This window comes from Paenibacillus silvae (assembly GCF_014639235.1).
In the GTDB taxonomy this organism is placed as follows: domain Bacteria; phylum Bacillota; class Bacilli; order Paenibacillales; family Paenibacillaceae; genus Paenibacillus; species Paenibacillus silvae.
Genome location: NZ_BMFU01000005.1, coordinates 87,189 through 101,793 on the forward strand (window position 1 = coordinate 87,189; position 14,605 = coordinate 101,793).

Genomic DNA, 14,605 nt, shown 5'->3' on the forward strand with positions numbered 1-14,605 from the left:
TTTGCGGTCCAGCATTTGGGTCAGATTGTCATTGGCATCATACGTATAGGTCGTGACTTGCCCCAATGGATCGGTTTGTACAAGCAATCGTCATTGGTGGTCAGTATTATCATTTCTTTTAGACATGAGAAAACTCCCCCTCATAATAAACGTAGAAGTTTTTTTCTACTGCCTACTAGGAGGAGGTGTATAACAGTTTAAAAATCAGGGTTTTAAAAAATAAATTAATAAATTAATTGTAATTTCGAATTTTGTATTTTTTTTGTTCTTCCAACGAGAAATTAGACCAGTCAATATTACGCAACTTCCAAATTTCTTTTGAAAGTTCAATAGCATTCGTCAATTTTTTCACACCCCACTCTTCTCGATTCCCGCTCAGGTCCACATATTAGGCAAAAAGAAACCATATGGAGATGCTACTACTCTCACATATGGCATCAAATTTTTATTCTATTCTTCTTGATGTTCTTGTTGCAATATCGATTTCAAACATTTCCTCTGGTATGCCAAGATCATCTGTAGTATGAAGAACATAGTGAGATGTATTCTCCGATGGCTCAAGTTTTATCCAATGGTTAGTCTCACCAACCACGAGTACCACAATCTTACGAGTCTGAATCCCAGTCGATATATATATGTCCTCCCCCGAATGGACATCTTTAAGATAAAGTCTAGCATGACTGTTTTTTTGAAATAAGTTGATTAAGTCTACTCGATATTCATACTTTCCGTCCGACGTAATCTTCAATGAATCACTACTGATCTTTTCGTTTGCCCAACCGTGAGTACTCACACTTTGAATCAATACGAAAGAGAGTAAAATGGATAATACCATCCACACACAAATTCCAATATAATCTCCCCTGCTCGTTGGAATCCATCCTTTAAAAAGAAATATAGTAAATACTATTGTAATTAATAGTATAGGAATACCAGCCCCCCATAAATAAGTTGTTCCCATAATATCCATTCCTCTTTGGAAATAGGCTGTAGAACCGAGGAGAAACCATACCAATGATGAGACATTAAAAATCATTAGTAATATCAATAGAATTTTTAACCAGCTCGCCAAACTAACCCTCCTCTCTCATGTGAACATCTTTTTCATTTTAATTTTAATATTGGCTCGATGTACTTCTTCCAAATGTCTACATTACTGTGCATCGTAGAATGTGCTTCAATTTTCGAGCCAGTCTCTCCGTCTTTCGCACGCACATTATCTGCACCCTTAAACTTCCTTGTAGATGTAGAAGCAAACCCTAATCGCCACCATTTTCCTCCCATATCCATTTGGACGGAATCTCTGTTGTTATACATTTGAATGTGTTGCCCAACCTTTGTATCAAGTTTATATTCCCTAACTGGAGTCGCTACAGTTATTAATGTCTCGACCTTCATTCCTTTTTTCTCAAGAAGATTAGCTAACAAGATAGCTACATTCCCCCCGTGACTATGCCCTACCAATCTAATAGGTTCGTCAGGATTTTTACTATGCCACTCATATACTTTATTTATGAATGCTTCTGCCGCATCTGAACGAGCACCAGTACTATTCTCTCCTGACCAATTTAACTTGTCACTTGATTCATTAAATAGACCTTGCACATATTTCACAAAATCCGGGGTCCATGTATCCCCAGTTGAGAAAGTACCATGAATCAGCCAAACTTTATGTCCACTAGGGTCCACATAAATCAGCGGATTATTATGCACATACGTATATAAATTCAAACTTAGTGGGTTCGTCAATTCGCCCTCGTACATATCCTCGTTGATAAAACGAGCCGTGGACGGATCATACCAACGGGCTCTCAGGTACTGGAGGCCCGTCACTTCATCCCAATACTCTCCGGCATAACGCAGGGCGTTCGGAACGGTCTCCTCTGTCGTCTCTGGGTTGCCCCAGATGTCGTACGTGTATCGGTTCAATACATTGCCGGATGAATCCCGAATTTCCGTGACATCTCCGTGGCCGTTGGTGACATAGGACTGGAGCTGGTTTTCTCCAGCGATCTGCCGGGCGGTCAGTTTCCCAGCAGAATCGTAGATGTAACCTGCCGTGATCTGCACTGCTCCCGTGCTGTTTACTGTGCCTTCTGCCACCAACAATCCGCGATCATCATAGTAGTACCGGGTTGTGTTGCCTCCCGTACTTCGCTCGGTCATCAGACCGTCTCCATTGTAGCGGTAGCTCACACGCTGGTCGTTAACCGTAGCACCGGTCAGCTGGTTCCGCGCATCGTAGGTATAGGATGCTGGCGCGGGCGGGCTCCACTCTCGCTCGCTCTCCAGACTGCTCCGGTTATCCCGTACATCATAGGTATACGTTTCCTGATACGGGCTGGACGTTTGGATCCGGTTCAGCTTGTCATAGGTAAATTGGGAAGCGACTCCCTGATCGGTTTTGCTCGTGATATTCCGGTTGTTGTCATAGGCATAACTGTAGCTTGGGCCGTTCGTTCCATTGAACGTATGTGCAAGCCCCTTCAGATTTAAGCCTTCGTAGGTGTAGACTTCCTTCCAACCCGATCCTGTACTTTTTTGTGCCAGACTGTTATTGCCGCGATACGTGTACGTAAAGCTGCCCAGCGCTGTTCCACTGCCACTCGTCAAGCTTAGCGATGCCGGTAGTGCAGCAGCTCCCTTATACGTCATATCCAGGTTGAGTGTGTAACTTCCGTGCTGGAACGTCTGACGTGTACGCGCGCCTCGGGCATCGTAACCCAGCGTTAGCACAGCTCCATCCGGGTACGTCATTTTCTCCAGTTCACCGACTGGCGTGTACGCATATTGGGTGATCCCCGCAGCATCCGTCATGCGGGTTCTCCGGCCCGCGGCATCATAGGTGTACGAGATCGTTCCGTCACTGGCCCGGTTTTCCAGCAGGAAGTTCCGGCTGTTATAGACATAGGTGCGTTCTTGCCCCTTGCGGTCCAGCATTTGGGTCAGATTGTCATTGGCATCATACGTATAGGTCGTGACTTGCCCCAATGGATCGGTTTGTACAAGTAATCGTCCAATCTCGTCATAACGTTTCTGGAGCGTTTTGCCGTCTGCATAGGTTACTCGGGTCAGGTCACCACCGAGATTGTACGTATACCTTGTTTTTTTATTCTCTGCATCCGTCACTGCGATGAGACGGGACAAAGCATCATAGTCATTGGTGGTCAGATTGCTATTTCCGTCGGTAACAGAAAGGACATTGCCCACACTGTCATACGTATAGGCGGTTAGAACCACGCTGCCGCTGGCCTTGAGCTCTTCCTTTTTGATCACTTGCCCCATCACGTTGTAGGTTTCACGAATCCGGTTGTTTTCCCCATCGGTAATGGTCAACGTTCGGGCTGTATCATCATAAGCCATTTTGGTCGTGGACGTTCCATCCTGCTGGCGAACCACCCGATCGAACGCATCATAGGCATAGGTCATCGTTTGTCCTGCGGCATCCGTCCGGGCGATCATCCGGTCATACGCATCGTACGTATACGTCGTGCTGCCTCGTTCATTCGTTTCGCTGGCCAACCTGCCCAGCGGGTCAAAACGGTATATCGTTTGGCTCAGATCAGGTTGCGTTACGGTTAAAGTGTTATTCACATCGTCGTAAGACAGGGTGGTCATCGTTCCATCCGGATTCTTCTCCGAAGTGATCCGTCCCAGCTTGTCATAGGTTGTCGTGGTTATATTCTGATTGCCGTCGGTATAGCTGTTTATTTCCCCGGAGGCGTTATAACCTGCTTGCAGCGTAATTGTCGATTGATTCCCGGCAGCATCCGTTACCTGCACTTCCTGCTTGGTGGGCCGCATGGACTTGTAACCAAACTGCTGACGAACGATGGTATCCGCCGTCTCTCCCTTCAGCTGAAGCACAACCGGGTTACCGTATCCATCATATTGATAATTCGTCTGACGCAGAAGATTGCCCTGGTTATCACGAACGACAGACTGTGTTAATGATCCGGTAACCGAATCATAACTGTAACTGGTGGTTGCTTGTTGATTATTACCGCCTGTTTCGTTCCGTTGAGCAAGTACGATGACTGGAGATAAATCATACCCGCTTAGAAACTTCATTTCGTACGTGGACTTGACCGTCGCTCCAAGGGGAGTCGTCTGGGCGATGACCTGCCCCCAATCATTGTACTGAAGTGTGGTGACTGCTGCACTTGAAGCCCCGGCCGTATCGTACGTGCGTTCTTCAATCCGGGTTGGCACATTCCGATAAGCAGCCTCATTGTACGTATAAGATGTATTTCGCCGCTGATTTCCCTCAATAGACCGATTCGTAATCTGGGTATTATAGATTACATCCGGCTTGTTATGTGCGACATATTGTTTCTTGAAACTGTAGTCGGTTCGGGTCAGGCCGTCCTCCACCGTAGTTGAAAAGGTACTGTTTTGTCCATATACCGCGCCAATATCGCCGCTATAACTCACATTGAGTTGACTGGATACTTCCTGGCCTGCTGCTGTACTATAGAACACTTTGCGCTGTCCATATCGAGGCTGGGTCTCCGCACCAGTCAGTCCCAGTTTTCGCAGCACTGTCCCACTGAACGTGTATTGTGTCATCGCTTTGGTCGGATGCTCAATGGAGGCCAGCACAAGCCAGTCATTCCATCCCCAGTAGACCATCTGATTTTCTCCCGTATAATCCTTGTAAAAATCAATCAGGTTGAACAGCAAGCCATTCCAGCGAAGATACCCGTATTTGGTTATTCTTCCTTCTGGATCGATGACATGATCGAGCAAGCTCTGGGTGCGGTTATTGCTCGTCACATTTCGCTTTTTATAAGTAACGACTCGATCATTAAAAGAGACCTTGACCTCATTCGTACCGTATGAGAAATCCATCGTCTGAACAGGCTGTCCCTTCCCAGCACGGGTCATAACAAAGCTCAGCACGGTGCCGTAATTGAAATTCGTGTTGTAATAGAATTCAATCGTATTTTTGTACTGATTAACCATTTGCAGAATGTTGCCGGCCTGATCAAAATAATGAACAATACCGGTATTATAATCCTTCAGAACATAATGCGCTTTTACTCCTGAAACATACAGATCGGAGTGTACAAGTCCAAAGTCCAAATTGTCCCAAGGATATCCTGCCAATCCGCCTCTTTCCGAATCGGCAAATGTGCCGACGCCAGGAATGTGTACAAACGTCCCTCCACCTTCATGCTTCACATATGGCAGATCCCAGGTCCAGCCTTTTCCAATCGGAAACTTGTATTCCTCTGATGTCGATTCAGTAACATTTTTAAAATCAGGGTTGACCCTTGCATCAATTCGGTCTTTACCCAATGAACTGTCATATTTGCGCCGCAGCGTAAAGTCAAAACCGTTGGGCCCGGGCATCACCAGATCCACGACACTGATATTGAGCGAGCCGTCGCTCGTGGAGATGCTGTCATTCACTGATCCAACTCCATAAGGGGCCTGATCATATTTGATCGCTTGACGCTGTAATGCAATATCATCATACCCGTTGGCCGCGAGCGCAAACGATTGGGGTGAAACGTACACCTCGTCTGTCACAGATGAAGGCCCGGATGTCTCGCGCTCATCATAAGTCACCTGCGTGACGGAAGGCTCGTCCACCCGCCCCAGGGAACCGGATTCATTTTCAAAAGTAATGGCTCCTGGACCATCTGTTAAGGCATGCATCAGGGCGTCTGGATATTTCTCCTGTATGTACGCTTCATAGGAGCCCCCTTGTTCCTGAACAAGCAGGCCCTGATAGATTTCATTCAATTCATAACCTTTGCCAAGTTCAAAAACAACCCAATCCCGTTCGACTTGAAATCGTTCAGACAACGTTGTAATGGTAATCAGATCATCGGAATCAAGTGTGCTTTCCAACTGTGGGGACAGCGCGCGATCCCTATAAACGTCTTCTGTCACACTCCGCGTATCCCGCAGTGTATCACGAGATGCAGAAGCAGCAGCATGCTGCATGCCAAGCTCCGGCGGAAATAATATGGATGCCAGAAAAGTGAAAATAAGAAGAATAGACAGCCTTCGTTTCATATCATCATTCTCTCCTCGTATGCATTCTATTTTCCAACAGGATAAACAAAGGTATTCCATCGTTCTTGTCCTGTGCATTTTGATCGCTGCAAATTCAAGCTCGCCTCTAGCGTTTGGCCGCACCCTGAACAATGTTCAACAGATTTCCGTTGGTATCATACTGGTAGATGTATACCTTCCCGTTAGCTGTGGTCACAGATGTCAATCTATTGTTGGCATCATATGTATAGATCGTCTTGCCTGCTGCCTGTACCGGAAAAGCCATGCACAGCAGCCCCGCAGCTAACAGACATACTCCCGTCCACTTCTTCCATTTTCGTGCTTTACATTTCTGCTTCAATTTTATTCCTCCTCTATTATATATCATTGAATCCCTCCTAAATTATAGTAAATTCATTTTGTAATAATCTATCAAAATATGTCGTTTAATCCAAAATATTCGGAACTTTCGTGGCAATAATACAAAAAAAGACTATTTCAGGCAATCTTCCACCTAAGATAGTCTTCCATTCCGTTATAAGAACTTCACTGTGCCTTCTCTACCATTTGCCTCTTATCATGACCCATACTCTCCCTCAACTGCTGATGCATCTTATATACTTCCACTCCTGCCAGCAGCACAATGCCGATGCCATGGGTATCATTGAGATTCCAGCCGAGATCATCGCGGTAATAGAGGGCCGTAAAAGAATATCCCGAACCCCGGCAGACACCGTAGATGTTGCCATGGTAATCAATCGATATGCGGGTTAAGCCCTCCCAGCCCTTTCGTACTGCGTTCAGGTAGGCTCCCGGCTTCTCCAGCCAGCCTTCACGAATGCCGCGGGCATAAGCGTAGATAAACATGGAGGTGCAGGAGGTTTCCTCATAAGAATCCGAACGGTTCAGCACCTGATGCCACAGCCCGTTCTCTCCTTGCAGCGCCAGAACCCCGGCACACATTTTCCGATAGAAGGTTAGCAGTTCAGGCCGCTTCAGATGATCCCGGGGGAGAATGGATAACAGCTCGGTCAAGGAAAAGAGCACCCAGCCGTTTCCGCGTCCCCACGGGATACCCGTTGCCTTCCCCCGCACAAAATCATAGACATGGGACATGATCTGCTGATCAGGCAGGTAAAGATACTTTTGGAACATCAGAAACTGATTCACTGCATCGTCCCAACAGGACGTATCCCCCGTCAATTGACCATAGCGCATCAGAAACGGCGTGCTCATATACAGATCATCACACCACATCGTCTCCTGCCGCATCTCTCCGCTGCCGCGAACACGGTAGAATGCACCATCTGGGAGACGTTCCTGCTCATTCGCCATATAATTGGCAATCCGGTCTGCCGTCTCTCTGCCTCCGCGAATCTCGCCAAGCTCCATCGCTGCCAGCAGCGTTGAAGCGAATGAGCCGCAGTCATCCAGACTATCTATGGCGGACAACTGATTGTTAATACCTGCTGCACCATAGGCTGCCCTGTCCCATAATGCGTATTGATCAAAAGCCGTACTGAGCCCGATATGCTCGCGAACATACTGGATGTAATCTTTGCGCCCAAGCTGCTGACCTGTCTGGAGCAATCCCATCAGCGTGACACCAAGCGGATAATTCCATTTCCCGTAATGGGTATTTTCCAGGTACGGACGAACATGCGTCGCCGGCAGATCAACACGCCAATAGACACCTTCCGCCCCATCCTCAAATACGGTATCCGTTACAGCAATGTCTGCTGGCGAAGGCTCGGTGCCCGGAACAAAAGGCCCGGTGTAAAGCCACACATCGGCACATCCAGCCACAGGGCGCGGCGGGATTAGCCTCCAGCCTGCATTAACCAATGAATCAACAGCAGCTTCCTCAACTCCCGCTTTTCCCAGTGTAAAACCCCAGTTCGGTTTGCCCGCCCGATCCAGCTGTCCCTTCACGACCAGATCATGCGAACCATACTGTCTCGAAAGCTGCACCTCAAAATGCCCACTGCCCGATGCCGTATACATTTCTGTTCCGTCCAGATAAAGCGTAAGCGCGCCTTCATGACGGCCCTGCAACATAACAGGCTCTGGCCCTGGCTGTGTAACATCAAGCTTGCACCATGCATAGGCAACCGCAGGCTGAGAAGTGCCGAATATTCGGGCAAACGCTCCCCTGCTACGCTCCTCATCACTCCATGACTTGCGCGGATACCAGATGAGCCCTATCTCTTCCTCCGTCATCCCGCTACACGGCAGAATCGATATCGGTTCATCTACAGGCTCGGAGTAGAGCCAGCCTTCCTGACCTTTGCGTTCCACCCCGGGTGTGAGGAAGTGAAGCGGGAAATTTTTGAATGAACCTGTACCAAAGATACCGCCAAAGCCTGCATCTGTTTTCACAAAACAGAGCAACACATCATTCCATCCATCCCTCACCTGCAAGGGGATCGGCGTTCTTCGTTCAGGGAACAGCTCCTGAAGCAGCTCCGACTTAAATATCTGTTCGCCGTTTACATAGATCGTCACAGGACTATAACAGTTGAGACTTGTATTCAATGAGGTCTGCCCATCACTCCAAAGTTTGCCCCACACATACACATACTGACCACTTCGCGCGTCCTTGCAGCGATCTGCCAAATCGAGATCGTATCTGTAATCCTCCAATCTGCGAAAGCCTTCCTGATGGCAGGCTCGGAATGTGAAGGAGTGCTGGGGATGATCGCCAATATAACGCTGAGCTATCGTTGTCAGCACATCCGGGATGGAATCATCATCATAGACCTTGTTCGCAATCGCCTCGTTTTCATGAAAATATCGAATGATCGTCAGCTCCTTTCCCGTTCTATACCTGAACCCGCTCGCCAAGCCGCAGGGTCTCCCCGCCTCTGACCTCAAGCACCTGCTGATCTGCGGTAAACCATACCGAAATGGCAGACGGATTATGAATGATCGACCTGTCTGCCGAGCATTCCAGCCGCTGCACCGCTGTCCAGTAGGCGATAACTTCACGATTGGTGGCATACCAGATATCCTCTCTGCCGCCGATCTGCTGACCAAACTGTTCGATGATCTCCCAGTTATCATTGTCGTTAAATTCATAGCTGTGACCCCAGACGTAGAGCAGAAGCGGCGTGCCTGTTTTGGTATGCTGGATAAATCGCCCGGTATATGACGACACATCGTTATGGTGACAGGTCGGATGCCATTCCAGCGGCTGCTCGGGTAAGGTAAAACGACCATGGGATTCAACGGTACGAGCATAGTCGATACCAAGCCACGCCAGCTTGGAGCTCAGCGCACGGTCGTATCCTCCGTTCGGATAAGCCATCCCGCGCACCGGATAACCTGCAAGCCGCTCCAGCGCTGCCCGATCCTGCATGATTTCTTCAACCAACAGCTCGTTCGGCACATATGGCAAAGTCGGATGGGTAACCGTATGTACAGCTACCTCATGACCCGCATACAAAGTGGCTACTTCCTCTGCCTCAATTCGCCCCGTCTTGCCCAGCAAGCCTGAGTTGAGATTAAAGGTTGCCTTTAAACCATAACGATTGCATATGTCCACCAGTCTTCTGTCATGCACTACGCCATCATCGTAACTTAGCGTTAACGCTTTCATTACTCCACCCGGATACCGGTCATACTGGATACGATGCCCCACTGGCTTTCCCTCTTTCTTGTTAGATATTACTGTTGCTATTGCTGCTCCTGCTCCTGCTCCTGCTCCTGCTCCTGCTCCTGCTTCTAAATTATGTCATGTCCTCTTCACGATTGTCGCAGCACGGCGTCCTTCAGCCGATGTTCTTTCCCGTCAAAATACATGCCTTCCAGCAGACCGATCAACGTGTTGGTCACACACACTTCAATCTCGTTGTCTCCCGGTCGCAGCCGGCTGCCCTCACCCTGCCAGCGATACGGAGACCAGCAGCGCACACCGAGACTGTGCCCGTTAACTCGCACCTCCGTAACATCCTGCACAGACCAATGCTCGAATTCCAGTTCAAAACGGTGCATCTCTGTTTCGGCTTGATCCAGCCAGAACATACGTGTATAACTCATCTCCCCGGCAAAATGGGGATACAGCGGCTGCGGCTCTGGTCCGATGCGCTCTGCCACGTGCAACTCTGGTACAAGAGAGGCTGCGCCTTCATCATGAAATTGAACGCCAAACTCTCCCCGCAAATACAGCGGATCAACAATCCCATGCTCATCTTGGGTGATGTCCACTGTAATAACCAGCTCATTAAGGCCACTGCACAGCAGCTCTGCAACATCACAGGCGATATTCGTATGGTCGGTAATCTCGGCAGATATGAATCGATCTCTCGTTAGAATATGACCGTTGATTTCCATCACCCATGCCCCCGAAATGGCAGCACGGTCCATAAACAGCAGACATTCCGGCAGTGCTTTACTCAGCTCAAACGCCGCAGTATATCGACACTGGAACGGGTAGGCTATTGAAGCCTTTTTCGGTGTGCCAAATACCTGCTCAAACTGCAGCGGGAGCGTGTGCTGCTCTGCAAAGGCTGCGGCCAGATCAATAAACGGCTTGACGCTGGCTTGCGCCATGTCAAGAAAATCGCCATGCTCATTGGAGGCCTGAACTTGAAACTGTCCGATCCGCAAGTTATTCGGCTGTAACGCCTCGATACGCCAAGGTCCTTCACTGGAAAGCACGATTTGATGGGCAGCTTCCGCTTCTGCTCCTGCAACCTCATCTTCTTGTGACCCACCCGCAACCCGCAATTGTAAAAGAAACCGAACCGCATGCGCTTCATATGGCGCCAACGTAAGCGGAATGCACCACTGGCCTTCAAGCGCTGTATACGGAAGTACCTCCCGCTGGCCAGTCTCCAGGTTAAGCCGTTCAACAATCAGTATGTTGTCTTGGTCTTCGGATAACCCCACGCTGTACCGCAGGTGCAGCTGTTCACTATCGATCTTCAGCTGTCCTTCACAGCGTTCGCCCTCCTGATTGGACAGGAAAACCATAAACTCTCCCGCAGACAACTGACGGGTCTGCATCAGCAGTGCCGTGCTCTCCTCTGCCATGTCCCAGCTGACGACCTCGGGTAGCAACTCATCCAGCAGCTGCGATAGCTGTCGTAACGGAAGGGCATGCCCGCTTTCGGTTTCCACCTCATACGGAAGAAAACAGGCGTTGCCCCGCTTCTCGCCTGACTGACCATTTTGACACGCTGTTCCGAAAAAATCAGCAGCCTCATCTCCTGCCGGGCTTCCCGGCTGTATCGCGATATGAGGCAGCATCCCCATGGAAATCACGGTTCCTCCTGCTGCGACCAATCGTTTGATCTGTTTCCAGGCAGCGGCCTCCAGATTGAGCATAGGCGGCAGAATTAATACATCGTAACGGGCGATACCGATCTCAATTACCCCATTTGCAACATGCGCTTCGACCAATAATTCCGGGTCAAGATGGTCATAATCCCGCCGCTGCTGCAACAACTCAGCCGTGATTCGCATCCAGTCCTGAATCAGCTGATTCAGCTGCACCCGTTCTTCTTCATGCTCGCCGCTGTAATCGAAACCGTGCAGCGGGTTGCCCATCAGACTCCAGAAGGTGGTCGTTGGATCAAGCACCGCGATATGAATCATTGCTGCACCTGTGCTCATGAGATAACTCAGGCGGCCTGTATAATCACCCAGCTGCCTGAAATGTTTCCAGTACGGATTCTGTAGAAATTGAGAGGGCGGTGCATCATGCTTGGTCAAGCCACCAATCGTATAGAAAAACGCATGAAAGTTATAAAAATTAGTGCCCATGGCCGCCATTCGGTCAATCATCCACTTGGCATCCTGCAAGGTCATCGACCAGCCGACACTGTGGAAGCATTCAATCATATTGCGGCTCCGGCCCAGCTGCCGGGCAAGCGAACTGACCATTTTCGGATTATCGCGCAGCCGCTGACCATACCGCTCCAGTATCCATGACAACGGACGCCCGATTTTTTCATGCGCCGAATCCCCTCCGGGCATATGGCTGTATAAATGGGTGGTCATCCGTACCCCTGGCACCTCTGCCGCATACTGTATACCTGCCGCTTCACACCAGTCATGCACCTGCTTGTGATACGACTCCCGCAGGAGCAAATGCAGTGACTGAAAATAGTCATAGCGAATCACAGCCGCATTCGGTGCATCCCTGTATAGCAATGCAGGCAGGGACTCAATCAGACTGTATCCGCACCGTTCGTGGAAATAACGCGGCAGTTGGGGCGACCAGGGCAGCCTGCCGAGCGGAGCAATTTCATCCGAGAACATGCCCTGTATCACACCACTTTCAAAATGCTCGCCTACAGCAGCTTTGTACCGTTCATGGGTCAGCTGGATAAAATGACTCATCGCTTTCCTGTGACACGGGTCTACAAAGTTGCCGTAATATTTAAAGTCATCGATCTCCTTTTCCTGAAAAACAATGATCTCCCAATCACCTTCCGGCACCTCCCATATCAGACGAAACGCGGTTTGATACGTAAAGAAACGTTTGCGGTTATATGATGTAAGTCCCGTCTCCTGATAGACCTGGTCCGTCTGTATATTACCGATGCAGCTGCGCAGGTTGACGGATATATGCCACTCGCGATTCCCCTCTGTATCCCGACGAACCGCCTGCGCCAGCAAAATACGCCCCCATGGGAGCTGCATCCGGACAACCTCACCCTCATGGGCAACTGCATGATGATGCACCAGTTGACGCTGCTTGGCTTCTGGAAAATCGAGCGTTACCTCTCCACCAGCCATACCGCTTGGATACGGATACTCGTCATATAACCAGACCTGCATGCCATAAGCAGCAGCTTCACTGACAGCGAAACGCACTTTGTCAAACCAAGCTTCAGACAGATATGGAATTTGCAGCCCCTGGCGAGGGCAGATAAAAAATCCACCCACACCCTGCGCATGCATCTCTGCGATCTGCCGCCTGATCTGTTCCTCTTCCATCTCCCCATTCCAGAACCAGAAGGGATGTACCCGATACTGCGCTTCGGGATGTTCAAATGCATTATGGTCCCACTTCATGCCATCTGCCTCCCTGTTGGTTATACGCTCACTCACCTATCATTTCACACGGAAATTCGTTCATTATTTCAGTGCAGCGTACAGCTCGTTGATCTCCTTCACGTATTCGTCTCCACCGCTGCTTTTCCATAAAGCCACCGCATCCGCGAAGCCTTTCTCATCAATCTGCCCTACAATATATTTGATCCGGGCATCGTTGATGATATTGTCCAGCTGCGGCCCTTTCTGGGCATACACGTCCGAGATTAGCGGCTCGCCGGGATTAGCGACAACGATCTGCTCATTCGCCTTCTGTACCTGTGCCACCTTCTCCCGGACAGGGGTTGGCTCGACGCGAAGGGTTTTGTCCTCAGGAATGAACATCAGTATCTGATTCAGCCCTTGTACATCCCGCAGCGCCAGCTTGTCGGTCGTTGGAAGCACATAATCTCCTTTTTTCTCATACTGCTTGCCCTCGATACCGTTCCCCAGCAAAGCCTGCAGTTCAGGCTCGTTCAGTTGATCCAGGAAATGCAGCACCTTCTTGAGCTCTTCTTCGGTTTTGACACTGCTTTTGGAGATCGCAATCATGCCCGAATACCCGGAGGTCGGCATATCCCGCAGCCCCTTAGGCCCCTCCATCGCCTGTAATACATCTACACGTCCTGTAGCGTTCGGGTCCTTCTCCAAAATCTTCTGATCCATGCGCTGTGCATTATCCGCTACATCGACCATGACACCCGCTTTCCCGTTCACAAACGGATCTGGCAGCTTCGTCGGGTCCATCACGGCAAAGTCCTTGTTGACCAGACCTTCACTGTAAATTTGTCTGAAAAATTTCAATGCCTCCATATATTCCGGCGTCTCATGTGCAGGCATCAGGCCGCCCTTGCCATCATCTCCCCACTTGTTCGGGGCACCAAACCAAATTTGCATATTATCCCATGGCCCCGTAAATTTGCTGGCAACCAGACCATAGGTGTCGTCTTTACCGTTCCCATCCGGGTCATCCTTCGTGAATGCTTTGAGCACATTGTAAAACTCTTCGATGGTCTTGGGCTCCTGCAGCCCCAGCTTCTCCAGCCAGTCCTTGCGAATGGTCACCCCGTTGCGCCCTAATGCTCTCGCCCGGTAGATGCCATATGTTTTGCCATCAATAGAAGCATTGTTCTTGATGATGTCATTCATCTTGCTCAGGTTCGGATAATCCTTCAAGTACGGGTCAAGCTCCCAGAACGCACCTGTCCGGGCCGCATTAATAAAGCTAGGCGACTTGCCCAGCACAACCATAATCTGAGGAAGCTTGCCTGAAGCGAGTGTAATGTTGAATTTATCCTCATATGAGCTGCTTGGCACCCATTGCAGATCAACATCTACCTGAGTCAATTCCTCCAGCTTCTGAATCACGGGACTGTTCGCCGGCGGATTCTCCGCTTCAAAGTTCGGAAGCATCACGGTAAGCTGCTGCTTCGCGCCTGCTCCCGATGCTCCTGATTGCTTGCTTTCTGTGGAGCATGCCCCTAAAACCGTGCCGAGTACCAGTGATGCCGAAAGCAGCCAAGCCCCTTTTTTAAACGCGTTCATGTGTACCATACGT

Annotated in this window: 7 protein-coding genes; all 7 read right to left on the bottom strand. The window is 49.5% G+C overall.

Translation table 11 applies throughout. The features are described from left to right. Nucleotides 1-445: 445 nt before the first annotated feature. The 7 genes from IEW26_RS18175 to IEW26_RS18205 all read right to left on the bottom strand — a co-directional run bounded on the left by IEW26_RS18175 (nt 446) and on the right by IEW26_RS18205 (nt 14,592). Nucleotides 446-1,072, bottom strand: a complete 627-nt coding sequence (locus IEW26_RS18175) for a copper transporter family protein (RefSeq protein ID WP_188593379.1) — start codon at nt 1,070-1,072, stop codon at nt 446-448. 32 nt (nt 1,073-1,104) lie between these two features. Next, nucleotides 1,105-6,027, bottom strand: a complete 4,923-nt coding sequence (locus IEW26_RS18180) for an RHS repeat-associated core domain-containing protein (protein WP_188593380.1) — start codon at nt 6,025-6,027, stop codon at nt 1,105-1,107. Nucleotides 6,028-6,133: 106 nt separating this feature from the next. Continuing rightward, nucleotides 6,134-6,367 (bottom strand): RHS repeat domain-containing protein, encoded by a 234-nt coding sequence (locus IEW26_RS18185; protein ID WP_188593381.1) that lies wholly within the window; start codon nt 6,365-6,367, stop codon nt 6,134-6,136. Between the two features lie 185 nt (nt 6,368-6,552). Continuing rightward, a complete protein-coding gene (locus IEW26_RS18190; RefSeq protein WP_229729919.1) occupies nt 6,553-8,850 on the bottom strand; it encodes a glycoside hydrolase family 88/105 protein in 2,298 nt (765 codons plus the stop codon). Next, on the bottom strand, nt 8,828-9,646 hold the full coding sequence (locus tag IEW26_RS18195; protein ID WP_308423497.1) for a polysaccharide deacetylase family protein: 819 nt from the start codon (nt 9,644-9,646) through the stop codon (nt 8,828-8,830). The genes IEW26_RS18190 and IEW26_RS18195 overlap by 23 nt, the downstream gene beginning before the upstream one ends. A gap of 104 nt (nt 9,647-9,750) precedes the next feature. Beyond that, nucleotides 9,751-13,029, bottom strand: coding sequence for a glycosyl hydrolase (locus tag IEW26_RS18200; RefSeq protein WP_188593382.1), 3,279 nt, complete (start codon nt 13,027-13,029; stop codon nt 9,751-9,753). A gap of 63 nt (nt 13,030-13,092) precedes the next feature. Further along, nucleotides 13,093-14,592, bottom strand: coding sequence for an extracellular solute-binding protein (locus tag IEW26_RS18205; RefSeq protein ID WP_188593505.1), 1,500 nt, complete (start codon nt 14,590-14,592; stop codon nt 13,093-13,095). Between the last annotated feature and the right edge of the window lie 13 nt (nt 14,593-14,605).

Excerpts from the sequence above, each read along its gene's own strand:
- IEW26_RS18180 (WP_188593380.1), bottom strand. The coding sequence starts at position 6,027 with ATGAAACGAAGGCTGTCTATTCTTCTTATTTTCACTTTTCTGGCATCC.
- IEW26_RS18200 (WP_188593382.1), bottom strand. The coding sequence starts at position 13,029 with ATGAAGTGGGACCATAATGCATTTGAACATCCCGAAGCGCAGTATCGG.
- IEW26_RS18205 (WP_188593505.1), bottom strand. The coding sequence starts at position 14,592 with ATGAACGCGTTTAAAAAAGGGGCTTGGCTGCTTTCGGCATCACTGGTA.